The following is a 19,742-nucleotide window of genomic DNA, read 5'->3' on the forward strand; positions in this document are numbered from 1 at the left end:
AAAATTATCTGCTTTGTTATTATATACTAAGTAAGTGTTAAGTATTGGGGATTGGTGACAAAAAATGAGCAAAAAAAAGAAATTACAAAAAACTCTCGTAGAAAAAATTTTAGATAAAGAAAAAATTGCATATCAACCGATGACTTTTGAAACTGAAAAAGACGGCGATACTCAAGAAATTGCGACTGATAAGACTAGTCGTGACGGCTACAAAATTTATAAAACATTAGTTTTAACTGGAAATAAAACTGGTCCTTTAGTTGGCATGCTGCCATTAGATAAGCATCTAAGCTACAAAAAGTTGGCTAAAATATCAGTCAATAAAAAAGTTGGCATGATTCCTCTAAAAGACCTCGTTAAAACTAGTGGCTTTGAACATGGAGCCAATAGTCCAGTGGGAATTCGTTCGCTTCACAATTATCCTATTTATTTCTCAAAAGAAGCCGATGAAGCTGAAAAAATTATCGTCTCAGCTGGCAAAATTGGGCAATCACTCTTGGTTGAACCACATGACCTGGCAAAATCAGTTGATGCTAAATTTGGAGATTTTGCGGTTGATAATCCAGAGTAAACAAAAAGTCGAAGTGAATTAACACTCCGACAATTTTTTTACATTAATTATGCAGCTTTGTTTTTCAAATTAGTGATAGCTTCTTCGATGGTTGTACCGTTGCCATAGCGATTACTATCTTTAACATCAACTGCTGTGAATAATTGATCCTTCATATCTAAAAGAATTCTGTATTTCATATTATTCACGCCTCCTTTATGTTCCGTATATCTTAGAGGTAGCGACTGAGATTATAATACGGTCTTCTTTTACCAAAGTCAACTTTAAGCTCTTGCCTTGACTTTATCAGGGATTCGCATAAAATTTAAGACACAAGCATTAAAAAAAGGAGGATTTAATGAACAATATTTGGAAATACGTTTTAGGATTTTTCATCGCCCTATTATTGTTTTCTATCTTTATCCATTTAATCTTGCCATTGATCGTCATCTTGGCAATTGTTGGTGGAATCTACTATCTATATAAGAAACACCAAAAAGATAAATATACCCCTGAGGGACGTAAAAAAGTAAATTAATCAATTAAATGACAAAAGCAGAGTTTGATTGCAACGACAATTGCAGTTAAACCCTGCTATTTTTTTGGCTTATCAATGTCTGCTGTAGCGGAGATCAGTAGTAAAACCGCTCCTGCAACGACAGCAGAAATCAAATTACTTTTGCTGAACCATTTGAAAATAAATCCTAGTACAGCTAAGACCAAAAGTAAAATACCCAACCAACGGTCTAATTTCATCAGTAAATTCATTTTGCACGACCTTTTATTATTATTTTCGATTAAAAAATATTAGAATGTATACAGAATGTTTTATTAGTTTAGTATACATTATTTTGGAGGAGTAAAAAATGGACAAAGCACAAAGACTTAGTATTTTAGACGACTTGATAAAATTAGAAACAGTCAATGGCGACGAAGAAAAAGTTGCCAATTACTTAAAAGATTTATTCGAAAAACATAATATCAATGTCGAATTGAATAAGTATGCCGACAAGCGTGTTTCTCTAGTTGCGACTATCAAAAAAGGCGATGGTCCAATATTAGGCTTTACTGGGCATGAGGATGTCGTCCCTACTGTTGATGATGACAAATGGAATTATGGTGCTTTCAATCCCAAACACATCGATGGCAAAATATTTGGTCGTGGTTCATCAGATATGAAGAGTGGCCTCGCAGGTTTAGCAATTGCCTTGATTGAATTGAATGAAGATTCCGATTTTAAAGGCAATCTAAAATTCTTAGCAACCGTCGGTGAAGAAGTCGGCGAAATTGGTTCTGAAAAGTTAGCTAAGGAAGGCTTCGTTGACGATGTCAAAGCGTTAGTCGTTGGTGAACCTAGCAATTCATCATCCCGTCTGGTTATGGAAAAATTGATTGACAGTGGATTAATTGAAGTCAATGGACAAAAGCCAGAAACACGGATGGCTGCTTTTTGTGCCCACAAGGGTTCAGTTACTTATAAGGTTATTTCTCACGGTAAAGCTGCCCACAGTTCAATGCCTGAAGTCGGCGTCAATGCTCTCGACAATTTAGTTGCTTACTATAATAAACAAAAAGAATACTTCCAAAAAATCGTTCAAACAGAAGACGACATTTTGGGTACGACTAAACCTTCAGTTACGATCATGAAAGGTGGAGACCAAGAGAACACTATCCCTGATTATGCTGAGTTGACAGTTAAAATCAGAACCATCCCTGAATTCAGCAATGACAAATTGATTGCAGATTTGAAAGATTTAATTGAAAAATTAAATCAAGCTGATCCTAAAATGAACTTGGAATTCAAACTACTCAGCAACAATTGGCCAGTTAAGACAGATATCGATTCTGATTTCATTAAGTTGGTGCGTGACAGTTACAAAGATGTGCTCGGCGTAAACATTTTGACTGTTGGTGCTCCTGGTGGAACTGATGCCTCTCAATTTATTCAAGCTAACCCTGATTTAGATGTCGTTGTAGCTGGTCCTGGTAATGAAAGTGCTCACCAAATCAATGAATTTGTTTTTGAAGATGATTACTTGAAATATATTGATATTTATAAAACAATTGCTAAGAAATACTTTAAATAAAGCAATCCAAATTTAAAAAGAGCAATCTCCAATTTTTATGAAATAGGAAGATTGCTCTTTTTGTTGTGATTTTATTCTAAGTCAAAAAAACTGATTTTTTTAAAGTATTCTTTCCTCAATTCTTTAAATTTTCTTATAAATCTAAAATGGGTCAAAAATAAATGCTACTTTAATCATAGTTAGATAATCCAATACTTTGCCAATACAATCTCTTGCTTGTCCTAATCTAGTGCAATTATATTTCGTTTTTAAAACATTACTTAAATAACAACAATAGATTGTTTGTGTAAAAAGTCGATTCAAGGATTAACTAGTCTAATAATATTGATTTGAGGGGAATATTTTGAAATGAAAAAGAATAAGTTTTTGTTAGCATCAACATTAGCTGTTTTAATTGCTCCAAGTATTTTAAATAATATTTCATATGAATCTGAATCTTCTGTACAAGCAGCTACTACAACAACTGATAGCTTTAAAAATCCAGTTGGAGTAGTTGACCTGGGTGGAGCTTACACCGTTGATTCTAATGGCAATCAAACTGATCTCTTTCTTCCAGGTCAATCTTCTTGGAAGTTAGGAAAATCTATTCTTATTAATGGAGAAAGATATTACCAGGTAGCAACTAATAACTATCTCAGTGCTACTCATATTACAGTAACTGATGGAGCATCTGGAACATATTCAGTTATCCAGCCAGCTGTCCCTAATCTTTTGGGAACTATAGAAAGCGATGCTCAAGTCTATAACATCGATGGAAATACTAACGGCGTCGTCCTTCCTGCAGGTTCCTCATGGCAATTAGGCCAATTGATAAACATCAAGGGTATCGCCTATTACCAAGTGGCAACTAATGAATATGTCCTTGCCGCATTTGTTGAAACAAACGCATTTCCTATTACAACAATCACTTTAAACAATGCTTCACGGATTGTTGATGACAATGGCAATTATACTGGTAAAACTTTGCCAGCCAATACGTCATGGAAAGCCGATAGTATGAAAAACATGAACAACATTACTTACTATCGTGTCGCTACTAATCAATGGGTATCAAACGTTCCAATTCCAAGTTACTCCTTAACAACAACTCTAAAAAATAGCCAAGCTGTTTATAATACAGAAACTAATTCTATGACCAGAATTTTGCCTGCCGGCTCTTCGTGGAAAATTAATCGAGTTGTTCGTAATAAGAATAATCAATTCTATGGAAAAGTTTCCACTAATGAATGGTTATTGATAGATTCCAACACCTTAATGTCATATGGCGATTCTGACACAGTACCTAATGTTGCTGTTAGTGAACCCGAATTCGCTACCAGCATCAACAATTAATTACTATTGAATCAAAAAATAACCTCAGTTTAAAAGACCATGAACTAGAATTTTGTTCATGGTCTTTTTTATCATATATTATTTTTGTTGACCCTTACGCATTGTCAATTGAATTCGATTACGATTTTCATCCACTTCAAGTACCCAAACAGTCACGATATCACCAATCGTCACTACAGTACTAGGATCACTGACAAAATGGTCAGATAGTTGTGAAATATGAACTAAGCCATCTTGTTTGACGCCAATATCGACAAAAGCTCCAAAATCAACGACATTACGAACAGTTCCCTGCAATTCCATCCCCGGTTTCAAATCAGCCATGGTTAAAACATCTTGACGCAGTAATGGTGCTGGCATGCTGTCACGCAAATCTCGACCCGGTTTACTTAGCCCTGCAATAATATCAGTCAAAGTTTCCGAACCAATTTCTAATTGTTGAGCCACTTCATTTTTATTCAACTGACTCAACTGTTGCTGCAATTTAGCTGTTCCAATATCACTAGCTGAAGAGTCGACATCTATCAATAACTTCTTAGCTGCTGGATAACTTTCAGGGTGAATATCGGTATTATCCAAGGGATTGCTACCAGAAATTATCCGCAAAAATCCGACTGATTGCTGATAAGCCTTTGGTCCCAAGCGAGGAACTTTCTTTAATGATTGACGATTCGAGAAAGCCCCATTTTCATTTCTAAATTTCACGATATTTTTGGCCGTCGTTGCAGTCAATCCTGAAATATGCGTCAACAATTCCGGACTAGCTGTATTCAAATTAACGCCGACTTGATTGACCGCTGTTTCGACCACTCGGTCTAATTTCTCATCTAAATCTTTTTCGGAAACGTCATGTTGATACTGTCCTACCCCGATAGCCTTAGGGTCAACTTTGATCAATTCTGCCAATGGATCTTGCAGACGGCGGCCGATACTAATAGCCGAACGCTCTTCAACGTGTAAATCCGCAAATTCTGCCCTAGCGTTTGCACTAGCTGAATAAACCGAGGCACCAGCTTCATTGACGATTACGTAATACACTGGGTGATTCAATTTTTTTAAAATGTTGCTGACGAACTCTTCTGATTCTCGACTGGCAGTTCCGTTACCAATCGCAATCATTTCAACATGATACTTTTCAAGCAATTTTTTAAACTCTGGACCTGCTGCAGCGCGTTGTTTAGCATTGGCAGGTTTATGTGGATAGATAACTTGCTTAGCCAAAAAGCGACCATTTTTATCAATAATGGCTAATTTACAACCTGTTCGATAAGCTGGGTCAAATCCCATCACTACTTTGCCCTTTAAAGGTGCTTGCATCAAAAGATGATACAGATTGTTACCGAAGACTTGAATCGCATGATTTTGTGCTTCTTCCGATAATTTGCGACGCAGTTCTCTTTCGATAGCAGGTCCTAAAAATCGTTTATAGGCATCGGCAAAAGCATCTTCAATTTTAACTACCGCTGGGCCTGTCTTTTGACCTACTAATTGAGAATGGCCATACTTCAAAATTGCAGCTGTGTCTAAATCAATTCCCACTGTTAAGATTTTTTCGTGTTCCCCACGATTAATGGCTAAGACACGATAAGGTGGTACTTGTTTCAAAGCTTGACTGAACTCATAATAAGTTGCATAAACTTGTTGTTCATCTTTAGCTTTAGCTCCACGTTTCAATTTGCTAGTCAATTCGCCATTTTGCCAAGTGTAGCCACGAATCCATTCACGGAATTTAGCATTCTCACTAAAATTCTCCACTAAAATTTCATGGACGCCAGCCCAAACAGATGTTAAATCGGGTAAATCCTTATCTGCAGCAATAAAAGACTTAGCCTTACTATCAAGTCCATTCTTTGGAAAAGTCAGCAACCAATTTGCCAATGGCTCCAAGCCAGCTTCTTTTGCAATAGTAGCTTTCGTACGCCGTTTTTGTTTATATGGTAAATACAAATCTTCGACTTGTTGTAAAACGGTCGCATTTTCCAATTGTTGTTGCAGTTTAGGTGTTAATTTACCTTGTTCTTGAACCAAATTGATAACATCTTGACGTCTTTGATTCAATTTCATCAAACGATGAGCTTCATCTTCGATATTTCGAATCGCAACTTCATCAAGAGCGCCAGTTCGTTCTTTTCGGTAACGAGCAATAAATGGTACTGTGTCGCCTTCATTTAAAAGAGACAAGACCGCTTGAATCTGTTGAATTCGATATTGATTCATTTGTTGATGAACTGGTTTGGCCAGATCAACTAGGTTATTCTCGTCTTGTTTTGTTGCCATACTAGTCCTCCACGATTATATTTCACAATTAATTACTATTATATTTAAGGAAATTACTTATAATGCCGTTTTCAATTATAGCATGACTAATTGAATTGCCCTGATTTTCAATCTAACAATTTTTACAAATAAAAAAGGATTCTTTTAATGAAATTATTTCACTAAAAGAACCCAACTCTCAAACGAAACTCAATATTTCCTTATATAAAATTCATTTATAAACTTATTTAATCCCACAATATCATCAATACATAATTCACCTAACTTATAAAAGTTAATATTTTCTTCTAAAGAAATTTCCCTTAATGTTCCAATATCTACATAGGATTGCCTCAACAAGCCAGATTTTTTCCAATTTTTTATTTTATAATATTGTTTTTTTATTCTGTTAGATTTTTTCTCGTACTTCGTTGTTAATGAAAAAAAAGTAATTGAATATTCATTTGAATTTACAACTAAAATCGGTCTTTTTTTCCCACTATCAGAATCAATAAAACTAACATAAAGTATTAAGATATCATCTGGTTTAGTAATCTTGTGATTTGTCATTAAACCATTCCTCTATTTGCTTCTTTGTCTGCAATTTTTCAATAGGAATATCTTTGATACTTTTTCTTAACTCTCGTGAGGCTTTCTGTTTATCAGTTAGTTCAATTGCAAAAGGAATCTTGCCCTTTGACACAATTTGTTTAAAGTACATCACTATTGCTGTTGTTTGATTTAACCCTAATTCATCTAGAACAGATTGAGTCTCATCTGCCAAATTTCTATCAATATTGATGTTTAATTTTTTCTTAGAGCCTTCTTTCATTTGCATTTCATTACCTCCTTATGAGGTTATTATACTCATGAACTGATTATATTTCGACTATTAATGCTTTATGAATTACTTAAAATCATTAAATTTACCATATTTGTAGAAGAGTAAATTTAGGCCCTGATGATTTAACAGTAAAATTCAAAAATACCCCTTAGACATACAAAAGTTTGTATATCTAAGGGGTATTTTTCTCTTCCAATAAAAAAACTAATTAATACTTTTCCCTAAGTCGGCTGCCTCTGCAATATGCTTATTCAATTCATTGTTATTCCATGAATTTGAAGCAAGAACTTCTCCTTTTATATTCCAACGCATATATTTACAAAGTTGATCAAAATATTCTACTAGAGAATGATAAAATTCACTGTCTTTATTCCCGGAACTATAACCACTAATAAGAACATAAACATCTTTACCGTCTTTTAATTCATGGTTGTATTCATAAAATCTATCAATAACTGTTTTCAATTCAGCGTTGATTCCATAGTAATAAAGAGAAGTACATAATACCAAAACGCCTGCGTCCAAAATCCTAGGCATAACTTCCTTAGAGATAATATCGTCATCATGAATCGTCATTTCATTTTCATCTATTTTTAGAAAATCAATTTTTGATGCATTTAAACCAGCATCGAATCGATATAAATCATTGGTTTTAGAAACACCATTAACAAATGCGTCTGCCAATTGACTTGAAGTTCCATTTTTGTGTGGACTACCAGTTAAAACTGTGATTTTTTTTGCCATATTTTTTATCTCCTTTAATTATCACTACTATACTAATTCTTAAAGTTTACTTTAGGTCAATACCCATTAAGAGATAATTTATTATTTATTTCTCAAACAAAAAAATATATTCTCAGCAAAAACACTGAGAATATATCTTGAAAAACTATAATTTATTAATTTTAATTATCATAATTCAAATGCTCGTTTTCATCCAAACCATTAATTTCTTTAATTTCATCATCAGTCAAATTGAAATCGAAAATATCAAAGTTTGCTTTAACGTGTTCAGGGTTTGATGACTTAGGGAAAATAACGAATCCTGTATCAACTTGCCAACGAAGTACAACCTGAGCAGCACTCTTGTTGTGAGCTTTAGCAATCTTATTGATGGTCTCATTTTGAAGTACTAAATGACCATGTCCAATTGGAGAATAGCCTTCATTCACAATGCCATTGTCTTTATCGAATTTAGCCAATTCAACTTGAGTCTTGAGTGGGTGACGCTCAATTTGATTTACCATAGGCTTAACTTTTGCGACCGCAAAGAGCTTCTTTAATTGTTCTTCTGAAAAGTTAGAAACACCAATAGCCTTAGCTTTTCCATCTGCATAAATCTTTTCGAGTGCTTTCCAAGTATCCAAAGTCAATTGGAAATTGTCTTCATTTGGCCAGTGAATCAAATAAAGATCCAAATAATCCAATTGAAGGTCACTCAAAGTTTTATCAAACGCAGCCAAAGTTGAATCATAACCTTGATCAGCATTCCAAACTTTTGAAGTGATGAATAAGTCTTCTCTTTTAACTCCCGAATCTTTAAGAGCCTTACCTACTTCAACCTCATTGCCATAAATATGAGCACAGTCAAAGTGACGATATCCAGCGTCGATTGCACCTTTTATTGCGTCAGCCACTTCGGATTTTTTGATTTGATATGTCCCAAAGCCTAACATAGGGATAGAAACACCATTACTTAATTTTTGAAATTCCATATTATTGCCCTCCTGCTAAAAACTAAACTACTATTTAATAATACATTACAATTTATTTAATTGGAAAGATACGCTCTGAACTTTTTCAATCACGAAACTTAGCTATGATGTTACACTCAAGTTTAATAAATAATTCAACTCCATTTTTACAAATCACACTGAATTTATTTAATCTAGATAGCAAAATAAAGCAGTTGTGTGAGAATGATTACATTTTCAATTAATGCTTTAGAATAGAGTTCAAATAATGGATATTAAAGAATTAAATCTTGTCACAAAAGAAATCGAAAGTTTTTCAAGGCTAGAACATATCGGAAATGGAAAAAAATAAAGAAATCAAAATCTATTTTTAATTTCTTCAGAGCATGGATCGAATGGAATAACGTTTTAGATGTTATCAATAGCTACAAAAATATTAACATGAATTTACATAATGTTACTTCGCATGATTTTTTGGTCTTGTTTCTCCATTATGGGGATGTTATGATAACTTATTGAAACAATCTTTAAGTCAAGACCCGCTTTAGATTATAGAAAAATTGCTCGCCAACTTTATGACATTCGTCAGACACATCCTAAGTATTCATTTACGGTTGCTTTGGTATCAAAGTTAGATACTTGTAAATTTTTGTCAGATAATGATTTAGATAAAATGATTCTTTTATTGGCAAAAATTTCTAATAATCCTAATGTGACAACAAAGAAATAACCCATTCAAAGTTTGGTGATTGTTTGTACGAAATACTCTATAGTCTCTCAAATTTTTCGATTCTAAGAACTGCTAAAAATTCATTTTAATTTAAAAAGTCACGACAAAGTCGTGGCTTTTTTTCAGTGTTATAAAGATTTATTTTGATTTAATAATCTATCTTGATAATCATCATATTCTCGCAAATATTTCATTGGAAATGGGATTACAGTAAGCTGTTTTGGCGGACAAAATCAACACTCATCATTTTTGCAATATCACCAAAAGAATCTAAAATGACCTTGTCATCCCCTGTCAGTGCTGTAATCTTCCTAAATTTAATTGCCTTACTGATTTCTTGCTTTATACCAGAACTCCGTTTAGTTCCTACATAGTAAAGAAATGCATTATTGTACCTTGTAATACCGATACCATCAAAACCTGGGAACAAAGATGTTGGATCCTTTTGACGAACTGAATTGTTAAAAGTATAGTTGAAATTTTTTTCTAAATCTCGACAAATACTTCGAAATTTCTTCTTTTTGAAACTTATTTGACTATCTAATTTTAATTGATCTTTAATTTCACCTATTGAAACCACAGAAGTCGAAATTTTTTTAACTGCAGCAATCAATAGATTCACATCTTCATCATTATACTCATCATGTGTGGTTTGGTGATTTATACTTAAAAAAGTTTTCAAATCTTTAATCACTTCATTTTTTAACACAATCTTTTCACTATCAAAGTGTATTTCACGTTCTTTTATTTCATCTTGCAGTGGAACAACCTGTATTGATGTTTGTGTGATTAACAAATAGTCTGAGCCTGACTTAATAACACAATCAACACGATCCCAGTGATATTTTTTTTCTTTACTTTTAATTGTGTCGGCAACATCATAAACAACATGTGCCAACTCACTTTTCCTATTGTAATTTTCTAAACTAACAATGTCTGAATCAAATAACATTGTTCCTTCAGAAGATATACTTAATTTGATAACTTTTATCGAACCTTTTTTAATCCATTCGAAACTAAAGAATTCATAACAGCTAACTAATTTCAATAAATCTCCAGAAACCAGCGTCATCTGTTTCTGGCGTATGTCATTTTTGACAATCAAATTAAGAAAAGTATTTATAATTTCTGGACTCTTAACAATATCTTTATTTTGAACTTCTCCATCAACTTTATGCTTTTTTAGTTTCCAATTAACTTTATTAGTTTTATGGTTCAAGTTTCCCAAACCATCAGGTGTAATATGTTGAATGATTTTTTTATCTTGTCCCAATTGATATCGTTCATCAACACTCATATCTTTACGAGCATCACGAATTACTTGGATATTAAGTCCATCAACTGCTTGATTGGCACAAGTAATCGTAATATTCTCCCACTTTAATAACTCACTATCTTGAAAACCTGCCATTAACAAATCAGTTAATTGTTTTGAAATCAAATCGTCAGGATCAAAAAATAAATTTATCGTCTTATTTTGAAGATGATCCCAAATATTATCAACATCAACTGCCAATTTACCGTCAACAAATTGCTCTTCTTTTCTTTCTTTCAATTTGAATCCATCAAGAAAATATTTATTAAAGTAAGTATTCATTTCATCTAATAATTGGTTTAAAATCCCGATTTTACTTTTACTAAAGTTTTCTAAATCTTCTAAAGAAAGATAATTTATTAAATTTTTTTTATGACCATTGTGTCTTTCATATAAGACTATTTTTCTCTCTTTTTTCCCATAATCATAGGTGCGTTGCATTTGTTCACGATTATTATCCCAGACATATGGTTCCTGAACTTCCTGAACTTTCTTAATTTTACTGATTTCAGTAAACGTCGTCACACCAATTTCGAAATTTTTTTCCCAGTTAAGAGATACCTTTAAGGTAATCATTTGTTTTAAATCATCTGCTAATATTTTGGGTTGTTGTCCCTTGCCAACAAACAAATAAGGAGTGATGCTTTTTTCAGGTAACATCACTTCATCAATTGCTAATTGATTAATCATTAATTGAACGATATTATTTTCATAAATTGGAGTTTTCTTATTAAAGATACCAAAATCTACTTTAGTATAAGTTATTTCATTATTTATTTTTGGTTCAACAAATTCATTTTTTTTAAACAAAATTACATACCTAAGTGAATTAATAGCTGTTAAAGCTTGTAACTTTAATTTACTAATATCTTTTTGAAATTGTTTATATGAACTTTTACTTTCCAACTGAGCATAGATTAAATCAAAATCATGATTTAATTTAAGAAAATCTAAATCGTAAACTGTCTCATTAGTCCTAACCATCTTTTTAATTTCCAATTAAGAACTCTCCAATCAATTTTTTATCTTCAGATGTTAAGGAATTCTGACAATTGAAATCAACTAATGCTGAAACCTCCATGATTTTGCCATCATTAGTAATAGTCACTGGAGAATAATTTTCACCTATAATATTAATAATTATGGCTCGCCATTTTTTATTTTCATTGTTTTCTAAAATATTTAATTTTTTTTGGACTTTTAAAAGTGCATTTTTTCGATCTTCCAAGTGACTTGGATTCCAATTTTTAAAATCAATCGCAACATTATTATTTTCAATTTTGTAATCAAACAATTCATTATTCCCTAACTTTTCAAAATTACGCAATTGATTACCAAAAACATCTTCAAAAATATATTTTCCTGCAATTTCTCCCAAAATTCCTCGATACAAATTTATATACTGAATTGGATTTAAAATATTCTCATTTGGAACCCACTCTGTTGCATAGCCATTACTATCAAAGAACTGTTTCAAACCTTTATAGTTCATTAAAATATCTAAACCTGATTCCTGTTCAGAAACACATAACGATGTTTTTTCCTTAAAATCAATTGTCGAACTAAAATCAATTTCTCCTCGGTTAATTGAACCACAATCAACGCAATATGATATTGATCTATCTGAGTTAGGAAGATATTGTAAACATCTTTTGGAAGTACTTTGTAATAGTTTTAAATCATCATTAGAAATCGTTGGATATTTTAAAACCAGTTTGCGAATTTTTTGATATTCCTCGGCAAATTTTTCATCGCTACTCAATCTGTGGACTAACTGATTTACATCACGATAGCTATAAGCGGTTAAATTATTTTTTACAACATTGGTATCATAATCTTGTTGCAAAATATTATTTTCTGAATCAACCTTTTTCATTAGAGAATTAAATTCGGGACTAAACAACATTTTATCTTTATGAATGTATTTAATATTCTTAATGACATTACTGTGAGCTAGTATCAACGGTCGACGAACTTTATTAAAAGTCCGATTCATCCTACCTAATGCTTGAATAATCGCTCTAGTATAACTTACTGGAATACTTTTAGTATGTTTAGGATGAGAACAATAGGGGGATCTATTTTGAATAGCTTTCATCTGTCTTTTTACTTCAAAAGGTCCTATTTCGTTAGCATCTTGCAGATACTCTAATCCAGTTACAAATTTTAAAATATCTGAGCTCAATTTAAAATCAGTTAAATTGGTCATGATGTTCGTGACATCGCCTAAATACATTCCTCCTAAATCAATTTGATTCATTCTTTCGTCATTTCTTTGAACTTCTGGCATAGCTATATTGAATGCTAATGCCTTTTCTTTCTCGCTCATTTTATGTTGCAAATTTTGGCCAACACCTATCGATGCATAAGCACTCAATAAATAAACCCTAATATCTTTTTTTTCTAGTAATTCTAAAGCTTGATTTAACATTTCTTGAACTTGCCCATTTTGTGTTGAAATAAAACAAAGTTGAGGTAAGCTTTCATGTTTATCAGCCAACTCATTGCACAATCCATTAAAAACTTTTTCGATTAAAACTTTTGACATCTCATCCGACTCATCTGCCAACTTTGATTGCAAGCCCAAAAACGAAGTCAAATTTTTATCTAAAATAAAGTAAACAAAACTTTCAAATAAAGATAAATATCTAGTTCGGAAATATTGTATTTCTTTTTCTCTATTTTTAATATTTGAACATTTGATTCCGTTAAGAGTTTTTTGTAATTCTGAATCCAAAGATTGAATTTTTTTTCCAATCTATGTCTATCCTAGAAATTTTCTTAGTTCTTGAATGAGACAGAGCCATTTCAACTGAGTCCTTTAGAGTCAATTTCAAACCCACTATCCAAGAATCATTTTTTATTTTGTGTTCATGATATCTTTTGACATAATCAAATTCAGAAATTGTTGATTTAGTTAAAAATTTTCTCCCGTTAATAAAATTATCACCTAATTTTTCTTTCAAATAATCCAAATCATAATTATCTAAAACTGTTGGTGCAAATGCAGTTGCGGACAATCCATAAACTAGACATTTTTTTGTTAAATTTAAGAGAAAATTTTCAGCTGTCGCATTCAAAAATGAAGCATTAATTTCTGTTTCTAAATCATGCGCAGCTGAATTTTCAAAATAATAAAGTGACATTCCCTCCTTTTGAAATTCATGATAATCATGCGGATCATATTGGCTAATCTTGTTAGTCTTATCATTTTGTTTGATTTCAGGTAAGATATTGACTAATCCTTCAATTTGTCTGTCGTCCAATCGTAATGCATGATAAATAGTTCTGTAGGCGTCCATTTGAGTAATTGCCATATCTAAATCAGAGCCATGGGAATTTCTAAAATTCATGTATCGTCTTGCACATTGAACGATAAAATCATTAAAATATTTGATAAAACCGGAAACGCGTCTCAGCATAAGACTAAAGTTTAATTCATCCGGTTCATTTTGATTAACGATAATTTGCTTTAAATTTTCATCAAAATGAGCATATCTTTTTTTATTCAAACTCACTAAGGTATTTCCTGGTGTGTGAATCACATAGGAACTTGATTCCATTTCATTAAATTTATATAAAAAAGATAATTTGAATTCACTATTTAATTTATTCGCAATTTCGAGAAAATGTTGATACCCTTTACCTTCAGAAAGAATCTTGTTCAATTTTATTGGTAAATCATTTTCAACTCTTTGCAATCCTTTTAAAATTGAATCAAATAGGTCAATCAAATCAAATTTAATAGTCAAAGCATCATTAATAGACTTATTCCAAAATCTTGTTTTAGTACTATCAAATTCATCAAAAACAACTAATGAATTTTCAATTAAAGCAGAGTATTGAAATAATTCTCCTTCGAATTTAAAAAAAGGCGTATAACTTCGAATAAATTTATCAGTTGTGGATAGAAAAATTTGAAAATCCTCAGGATGAATTGTTGGATAAATTTTATTTATCCACCTTTGAAGTTCTTCCGGACATGTCTTTAAAAATGCTTTTATACCTTTTTGTACTTCAACATCATTGAAATTACTAAAATTAATTCCAGCTAAATCCGAAAGAACCTCAGCTAAACTTTTTCTAAATTCATATTCCATCTTTTTTAATTCAGACCATCCTGAAATCGTATCTGGGTCAGAGTTATGAATCGTATTATATAAATTAAATGACTCTTGAAGTTTTATCAAAGCCTTTTCCAAATTTGATTTCATAATTATCATTGGAATTTCTTTATTAGTATAATCATCCACTAATAAACTGACAGTGTCTGTTAATGAACGTAAAACAGCAATCTTCTTGTAAGAATATTTCTGGCTTTTTCTCTTACGATTCCATTCATTCACAAAACTCTTCTCCATAAGGTTTTTCTTTTGATCAGTCACAAAAAAAGTCTTGAATCCACTATTATTGAGTGCTTGCTGGCATAAGAAAGAAACAACGCTGTAACTTTTTCCACACCCTGTAGGAGCCTCTAATACCACTAATTTTCCTGAATTACCGTCTTTATTTATCTGTTTATAAATATTCTCATGATCTGATACTTTCATTACTAGAAAAGTCTCCTTTATAAAAAGCATTTTGAACTACGCTCTGAACTAAATTTTATTTAACCATATAAGGACTTTTCTATCAGTATTAAATGAATTCTTTTTTAATTTATCTTTTTATCCGTGATTAATTAATTTATCTATTTAAAAGACAATTTTAATCAAATTATTTATAATGAATAAATCGAATTTATTAACAAATAAAATAATTAACAATCGTAAATTGTGGGTCATTTCAAAGAATACAAACTATAACGAGTTCCCTTATTTTATTACACCAAATCTTTATTAACCACAAAAATAGATATGGCTAATCGTAATTGCGTGATTACCATACCTACCAATTTCGTTATATTTTAATTTTTACCAGAGATTTAATAATTCAATGTTATCTTTCATGCCTTGCTTCATCGTTTTTGCAAACTTTAAATCTATTACTCCAGTATTCGCCAAAAACTGATAAAATTTAACCATGCTTTTTTGAACCCGTTTAACTTCTTGCATACTTGAACCATGCAGATACAAATCCGAAACATTATCAGATTCATAATTAAACACCGTTATAAATCTGAAAGCTAAATATTCATTTAAATAGAGTTTGAGAGAATTTTCATATGATTTGACCGTTTTCTCTGCATAATCACCCTTGACACTCTGGATAAAACTATCAATCAATTGATTATTTAATCTTCTTATTTTTTCAACTGCATTATCCGATTGATCCAAATCATCAAAAAAAGAATCACTTTCTGCTAGATGTTCAATTTGAATCAATTCATCATGAATTTGGTTAATTTCAGATAAATTAACATCTGGTTCTGTAATTGCAATTTTTTTCCATTTCAAATTTTCAGCTCGCAAAATATCAGCAGTATTTTCAGAAAAAATGGTCTTCCCACTCATGACATTCCGTATTAAACCAGTTGCTTTTGAAGATAAAAAATCTTCATCGATTTCGTTATCTTCTAAATAAGTTTCAACGACTAAACTGACTTCATTTAAACGACCACGTTGACTCCGACTCACTGTAGGCCCTACTTCCCAGTCTTTAGCTATTTTTAGATATTGTTCCAAATTGGATTGTGATAATCCCAATGATTGCCAAACTTTATTTAATTTTTCTTGAAATCTTTTTTGGATTTGTGAACGATTTTTAGCATTGACATCATATAAAACAATCGACAAAGTTGTTGCATCATTAGTAAAAACAACTACTTTTTTTCTCTTATGATTTAAATATTTCACATGCCACGAAAAGATTGGATTCCCTAACACTAAATTTTTAATTTGATCAGAATTTTGCCGAAACTGATAATCTTTGAAAAGTGATTGTGCTTTTTGAACTACATTGATAAACATTACTGACTCCTAGAATTGATATTGTTCGATATTTACAATATCACATTTACCTGGATAACTAATATCTATTACCTAGTAAATGGCAAATTTATTTAGAATCCACTTTGACGATTTTAGGATATCCAATACACTTATCTTTTTCATCAACATAAATCTTTTTGAATGCTTTACAAACTTTTTAATTCGAAAAGATAATATTAATTTAACTAATTAATGATATTTTCTAAATTGCCAATAACAATAGACGTTAAGAATTTTAGCTGGACTTATCGAATCAAGGTAAGTAAAATAAAGTAGTTATGTGAGGACAATCACACAGGCTTAATTAAAGCAAAATAATTTTCCGTAATTAATGTTTTCGAACGGAGTTCAAATAATGGATATTAAAGAGTTAGATCTCGTCACAAGAGAGATTGAAGATTTTTCCGGATTAGAACATATCGGAAACGGAATGAATAAAGACATTGAGGATTATTTCAATTTTTTCATGACTTGGATTGATTGGAATAATGTCTTAGACGTTATTAATAACTATAAAGATATTAATATGAACTTACATTATGTTACAGCACACGACTTTCTAGTTTGGCTGCTTCACTATGGCGATGTTTATGATAATTTATTAAGACAGTGTTTAAGCCATGATCCATTGTTAGACTACAAAAAAGTTGCTCGACAATTGTATCAACTAAGACAAAATCACCCTAAGTATTCCTTTACAGTCGCTTTATCATCTCGTATGAAATCAAAGAAATTTTTGTCAGATAATGATTTAGATAGATTCATTCCCTTATTGGCAAAAATTCCAAATAATCGTAAACTTTCAAAAAAAGAAATCACTCAATCTAATCTGGGTGATAACTTATATGAAGCACTCTATAGCCTTTCAAATTTTGCGGTTCAAAGAGTTGCTCGAAATTCATTTTAATTTCAGTTAAAAAAGTCACAATCTATTTGTGGCTTTTTTATATATTATTTTTATTCAAGATATATTGAAATCTTATTAGTGCTAATAAATGAAGATTTTTCTAACTTAGTTTTTTATCCTTCATTGCTTAATTAAAATATCAAAATTTAGCTAAATTATGATTATTTTCAATAATTAATGTAAATTTTGTTAACCATTAAAATCATTAACTATATAATTGACTAGAAAGATAATTTTCTTTCAAGAGGGTAAAATAAATGAAGAAAAACATAAGAAAAGTTTTAATCGCTTCAGCAATGACAATTATGATGGCTCCTGGCGTTTTGTCAGCTTTACCACAACAAACAGTCGCTGCAAGTTCTGTAGGAACAGTCTCGGTAAACACACCGGTTTATGATGCCAATGGAAAAGCTAATGGCGTAACATTAGCAAGTGGCACTAGCTGGCAATTAGGCGAAAAAGTCACTTTGAATGGCGTTTCAAATTATCAAATTGGTAATAATGAATATATTCCAGTTGCCGTAGTTTCAAATGTCAGTGGATCAAGTACAAATAATGACGACAGTGAAACTTCTACTACCGGCACATCAATTACTGATAGTAACGACGTCAACGGTCAAGTCGGTACGTTAACTGCTAATACAGCTATCGTAAATGGTTCAGGTAAAACTACTGGTCAAATTCTCTCAAAGGGCAGTCAATGGATCATTGGCAATAACATTTTGACTTATAACGGTGCCAAATATTACCAAGTTGCTACTAACGAATACGTTTTAGCATCTAATTTATATATTGCTCAACCTAATATTGATACAAATTCATCGATTCCTACACCTGGAAATGGTCTAATTGGTAGAACTAATTTGCAAATGAGAACTTATAATTCAGAAGCAAATGCATACGACATGACGCTACCTGCTAATACTTCTTGGAAGATTTCTAAACTAGTCGTTAACAAGTACGGTTCATATTGGGGCGAAGTTGCTACAAATCAATGGGTTTGGATTACTGATGTCACTTTAAATAGTGGTCTCAATTTAGGAAATAATTCATATTACGTTCCAAACTTTGCGACAAGTATTAATAAATAATAATTAAGATATTTTTTAAAAAAGAGAAGTAAACTTATTCAGTTAAGTTTGCTTCTTTTTTTCATATAATTTTTATTTCTCTTTTTTTATAATTTGTATATAACGATAGATACTCGGTTCAGAGACTTCCAATGCTTTTGCGGCCTCTTCGACACTATCTTTTAGTTGAAAATATCCCTGTTCATGCAATTGTCTAACACAATCAATCTTATTTTCTGGCTTCATGAATTCTTTTGTGATACCGAGTTTTTGAGCATAATCATTCACTACTGTATGGACATATTCCTTTGCTGATTTAGTTAAAGTTTCAAAGTCATGCTCAGTAGTTTTCTTAATATTGTCATTTTCAAGTTCCGAAAGTGAATCATTTGGAATCCGATAATCTTTCAAGACGCGTTCGACCGAATTCTTCAACACATTCAAACTCTCTTCCGATGTATTGATACATAACATAGCCACTACTTCACCAGCAAATTTTAAAAAGAAAGTTGATGATCATAAATTTATATTTTTAGACGACTTACCCGAATAGTTCGTTAAAAAGTTTTTTGATTCCTTTTTGCCTTGTTTTGACATTCGTAAAACTAAATCTGAAGCTGGGTCGCCAATTTGTCTATGCGAAATATAGTTATTGCGAATTGCCACAATTGAATGATCCAAATTTCTAACATCATTTAAAACCACTTCACTATTTCTTCCCAAAACCTCAGCAAGGAAGTCCACCATAGGGACAAAACTCTTAATATAATCGTCAGCATTCTTAAACTGTGCTTCTCCCATTTTTTATCTTCCTTCCCCATCAATATTAGTTTATAATTTGCCTATTAATGTTTTTCATTGGCATTTGACCGCAACGAATCCATAATAATAATTAAATATTATCACGGTAATAATTTATTTGCACAGAATATGGGCTGATGATACAATTTCATTGTAATCGATAACATTAATATTTTTATATCAGGAGGTGTCTTGAAAGTGTTGGTCAAAAAAACATAATAATTCA

Annotated in this window: 19 protein-coding genes; 6 read left to right on the top strand and 13 right to left on the bottom strand. The window is 31.6% G+C overall.

Annotated elements, in window-relative coordinates; all coding sequences use genetic code 11:
- Positions 1 to 64: 64 nt before the first annotated feature.
- Positions 65 to 571 carry an aminoacyl-tRNA deacylase gene (locus FHL06_RS06805; protein ID WP_153385477.1) on the top strand — a complete coding sequence of 169 codons (507 nt, stop codon included), beginning with the start codon at positions 65 to 67 and terminating at the stop codon, positions 569 to 571.
- A 47-nt stretch (positions 572 to 618) separates the two neighbouring features.
- On the opposite strand, the gene FHL06_RS14920 is transcribed toward FHL06_RS06805, so the two are convergent.
- Positions 619 to 750, bottom strand: a complete 132-nt coding sequence (locus FHL06_RS14920; protein WP_272950453.1) for a hypothetical protein — start codon at positions 748 to 750, stop codon at positions 619 to 621.
- A 158-nt stretch (positions 751 to 908) separates the two neighbouring features.
- Between FHL06_RS14920 and FHL06_RS06810 the strand changes: the two genes are divergently transcribed.
- Positions 909 to 1,088, top strand: coding sequence for a hypothetical protein (locus FHL06_RS06810; RefSeq protein WP_153385478.1), 180 nt, complete (start codon positions 909 to 911; stop codon positions 1,086 to 1,088).
- 56 nt (positions 1,089 to 1,144) lie between these two features.
- On the opposite strand, the gene FHL06_RS06815 is transcribed toward FHL06_RS06810, so the two are convergent.
- Positions 1,145 to 1,318, bottom strand: a complete 174-nt coding sequence (locus tag FHL06_RS06815; protein WP_153385479.1) for a hypothetical protein — start codon at positions 1,316 to 1,318, stop codon at positions 1,145 to 1,147.
- Between the two features lie 98 nt (positions 1,319 to 1,416).
- Here FHL06_RS06815 and FHL06_RS06820 point away from each other — a divergent pair, with 98 nt between their 5' ends.
- Together FHL06_RS06820 and FHL06_RS06825 are read left to right on the top strand one after the other, a co-directional pair.
- Complete coding sequence (locus FHL06_RS06820; RefSeq protein ID WP_153385480.1) at positions 1,417 to 2,637, top strand: M20/M25/M40 family metallo-hydrolase; 1,221 nt, start codon at positions 1,417 to 1,419, stop codon at positions 2,635 to 2,637.
- 348 nt (positions 2,638 to 2,985) lie between these two features.
- Positions 2,986 to 3,969, top strand: a complete 984-nt coding sequence (locus FHL06_RS06825) for an SLAP domain-containing protein (RefSeq protein WP_153385481.1) — start codon at positions 2,986 to 2,988, stop codon at positions 3,967 to 3,969.
- A gap of 78 nt (positions 3,970 to 4,047) precedes the next feature.
- Here the strand turns inward: FHL06_RS06825 and FHL06_RS06830 are convergent, their stop codons facing one another.
- The 9 genes from FHL06_RS06830 to FHL06_RS06870 all read right to left on the bottom strand — a co-directional run bounded on the left by FHL06_RS06830 (position 4,048) and on the right by FHL06_RS06870 (position 16,717).
- Positions 4,048 to 6,246, bottom strand: a complete 2,199-nt coding sequence (locus tag FHL06_RS06830) for a Tex family protein (RefSeq protein WP_153385482.1) — start codon at positions 6,244 to 6,246, stop codon at positions 4,048 to 4,050.
- A gap of 189 nt (positions 6,247 to 6,435) precedes the next feature.
- The gene (locus FHL06_RS06835) at positions 6,436 to 6,795 is read right to left on the bottom strand and encodes a type II toxin-antitoxin system PemK/MazF family toxin (RefSeq protein WP_153385483.1); all 360 of its coding nucleotides are present in this window, start codon (positions 6,793 to 6,795) and stop codon (positions 6,436 to 6,438) included.
- Complete coding sequence (locus tag FHL06_RS06840; RefSeq protein ID WP_153385484.1) at positions 6,773 to 7,063, bottom strand: type II toxin-antitoxin system RelB/DinJ family antitoxin; 291 nt, start codon at positions 7,061 to 7,063, stop codon at positions 6,773 to 6,775. The genes FHL06_RS06835 and FHL06_RS06840 overlap by 23 nt, the downstream gene beginning before the upstream one ends.
- Positions 7,064 to 7,273: 210 nt before the next feature.
- Positions 7,274 to 7,813, bottom strand: a complete 540-nt coding sequence (locus tag FHL06_RS06845) for a flavodoxin family protein (protein WP_153385485.1) — start codon at positions 7,811 to 7,813, stop codon at positions 7,274 to 7,276.
- 161 nt (positions 7,814 to 7,974) lie between these two features.
- Positions 7,975 to 8,784 carry an aldo/keto reductase gene (locus tag FHL06_RS06850; RefSeq protein ID WP_153385486.1) on the bottom strand — a complete coding sequence of 270 codons (810 nt, stop codon included), beginning with the start codon at positions 8,782 to 8,784 and terminating at the stop codon, positions 7,975 to 7,977.
- Between the two features lie 914 nt (positions 8,785 to 9,698).
- Positions 9,699 to 11,807 (bottom strand): hypothetical protein, encoded by a 2,109-nt coding sequence (locus tag FHL06_RS06855; protein WP_153385487.1) that lies wholly within the window; start codon positions 11,805 to 11,807, stop codon positions 9,699 to 9,701.
- Positions 11,797 to 13,545 carry a hypothetical protein gene (locus tag FHL06_RS06860; protein WP_153385488.1) on the bottom strand — a complete coding sequence of 583 codons (1,749 nt, stop codon included), beginning with the start codon at positions 13,543 to 13,545 and terminating at the stop codon, positions 11,797 to 11,799. Before FHL06_RS06860 ends, FHL06_RS06855 begins: the two co-directional genes overlap by 11 nt.
- Positions 13,517 to 15,358, bottom strand: coding sequence for a hypothetical protein (locus FHL06_RS06865; RefSeq protein ID WP_153385489.1), 1,842 nt, complete (start codon positions 15,356 to 15,358; stop codon positions 13,517 to 13,519). Before FHL06_RS06865 ends, FHL06_RS06860 begins: the two co-directional genes overlap by 29 nt.
- Positions 15,359 to 15,721: 363 nt before the next feature.
- A complete protein-coding gene (locus FHL06_RS06870; protein WP_153385490.1) occupies positions 15,722 to 16,717 on the bottom strand; it encodes a DUF6933 domain-containing protein in 996 nt (331 codons plus the stop codon).
- Between the two features lie 376 nt (positions 16,718 to 17,093).
- On the opposite strand from FHL06_RS06870, the gene FHL06_RS06875 reads away from it, so the two are divergent.
- Both FHL06_RS06875 and FHL06_RS06880 read left to right on the top strand, forming a co-directional pair.
- Entirely contained in the window at positions 17,094 to 17,645 is a 552-nt protein-coding gene (locus FHL06_RS06875; RefSeq protein ID WP_153385491.1) for a hypothetical protein, read from the top strand.
- A 257-nt stretch (positions 17,646 to 17,902) separates the two neighbouring features.
- The gene (locus FHL06_RS06880) at positions 17,903 to 18,736 is read left to right on the top strand and encodes an SLAP domain-containing protein (protein WP_153385492.1); all 834 of its coding nucleotides are present in this window, start codon (positions 17,903 to 17,905) and stop codon (positions 18,734 to 18,736) included.
- 72 nt (positions 18,737 to 18,808) lie between these two features.
- Here FHL06_RS06880 and FHL06_RS06885 read toward each other — a convergent pair whose 3' ends face one another.
- Together FHL06_RS06885 and FHL06_RS06890 are read right to left on the bottom strand one after the other, a co-directional pair.
- Positions 18,809 to 19,153: a helix-turn-helix domain-containing protein gene (locus tag FHL06_RS06885; RefSeq protein ID WP_192917955.1), complete on the bottom strand. Its 345-nt coding sequence runs from the start codon at positions 19,151 to 19,153 to the stop codon at positions 18,809 to 18,811.
- 78 nt (positions 19,154 to 19,231) lie between these two features.
- Complete coding sequence (locus FHL06_RS06890) at positions 19,232 to 19,516, bottom strand: PAS domain-containing protein (RefSeq protein WP_153385494.1); 285 nt, start codon at positions 19,514 to 19,516, stop codon at positions 19,232 to 19,234.
- Positions 19,517 to 19,742 lie beyond the last annotated feature (226 nt).

The sequence above is a fragment of the Companilactobacillus halodurans genome, from assembly GCF_009600985.1.
GTDB classification, from domain to species: domain Bacteria; phylum Bacillota; class Bacilli; order Lactobacillales; family Lactobacillaceae; genus Companilactobacillus; species Companilactobacillus halodurans.